Here is a 1,193-nt window from a genome sequence, read left to right as displayed (position 1 = left end):
CAGAATTGAGATGCAGGGCAACTGACAGGCTTGCGACATCACTCATTGTCCAAGGATCCTCATAACATCGGCACACTGCCGGTCAGCTGGGGTGCTGGTGACAACAACCGGCGCCGCCGATGCAGACGGTTCGGCATTGCCGGAAAGAGAGAACCATGCCTCCCAATGCAAAAGAATATCAGCCGGTAAGTTGGCAATTTTCCGTGGGTCAGACTCCCCGAAGCGCTCAGCCAGTGAAAAGACCAGCCTCAGCCAGGGGGAGTCCCTTAGTTTTTTTTCGCTTCCTCGAGCGTGCCGTAACTGTGACGCTGCACTTTGGTCAACGCTTCAATGAGAGACGCATAGGAATGGGACTTCATCAATTCGTCCGGTGCCGGCAGGTCTTGAGCTGGCAACCCGTTTTCATCAACCAAAGAATTCAGGACAAGTGAGGCACCGGCGAGAGCCATGTCACGGGTATTACCCTCAGCGCGAAGTTGCGCGGCTTTGTCTTCAAAATCGGCCAGTTCGTAGGCTGTGAGCCGGCGGATAAACAGCTCCGTACCCAACAAAACGATGGGATGAGCGACAGTTTCGGGGGACAACAAGCGGGATTTAAGGTCTTTCATTAAATTTCTCCATTAAAAAAGCCGCCAATATGGCGGCCTGAAAGGTTATTAGGATGATGATTAACTGCCCGGCGCCGTATAGCCCCAGTCGATGTTGTTCTGTTTGCCGTTGACCGTGATCTGAATAACATCACTGGCCGGAGCCGTGATTTCGTTCAGTTGCCAGCCAGACAATGCCATCACCATTGTCGCTGTGCGTCCGTTCGGTAACTGAACATAGAACTGAACGGTTTTGCGCTGTTCCGCAGCGTTGATGAAACCGGTGAAGCTGGTGTTGGAAGGATCATCAACAAAGCCGAGGGATTTTTCCGGGCCCTCCGGAAGGTCAGAAATAAATTGCTTCTGAGTATCGATCAGGGTTGTACAGTCTACGAAGGAGCCAGTGGCACCTGTCGCGCCGAGAGCTTTACAGTTAATCAGCGGCTGCATATCCGCCACGGCATCGCCGATTTCCCCCCACAGAACAACTGTTCCAGCGGGGAGCATTGCGTATTCCGGAGAGCTTTTATCTGCCATTTCATTGCCTCATTTAACGATTGTTTTCGATACCCTCACGGAGACGTACCGCAAGAATGCTCAGTATTT

Annotated in this window: 2 protein-coding genes; both read right to left on the bottom strand. The window is 52.3% G+C overall.

All coding sequences use genetic code 11. The features are described from left to right. Positions 1–266 precede the first annotated feature (266 nt). Entirely contained in the window at positions 267–608 is a 342-nt protein-coding gene (locus tag J8X26_RS27070; RefSeq protein ID WP_159282894.1) for a phage tail protein, read from the bottom strand. Positions 609–668: 60 nt separating this feature from the next. After that, a complete protein-coding gene (locus J8X26_RS27065) occupies positions 669–1,124 on the bottom strand; it encodes a phage tail protein (protein WP_208952608.1) in 456 nt (151 codons plus the stop codon). Positions 1,125–1,193: the final 69 nt, after the last annotated feature.

Origin of the sequence: Rahnella sp. ChDrAdgB13 (assembly GCF_017655185.1) — a bacterium.
Lineage (GTDB): Bacteria > Pseudomonadota > Gammaproteobacteria > Enterobacterales > Enterobacteriaceae > Rahnella > Rahnella contaminans.
The sequence above is the reverse complement of the archived record's forward strand: the minus strand, read 5'-3'. Positions and strand labels throughout refer to the sequence as shown.

Bases quoted from the DNA above. Each gene is read 5' to 3' on its own strand.
- J8X26_RS27065 (WP_208952608.1), bottom strand. From the start codon at position 1,124: ATGGCAGATAAAAGCTCTCCGGAATACGCAATGCTCCCCGCTGGAACA.
- J8X26_RS27070 (WP_159282894.1), bottom strand. From the start codon at position 608: ATGAAAGACCTTAAATCCCGCTTGTTGTCCCCCGAAACTGTCGCTCAT.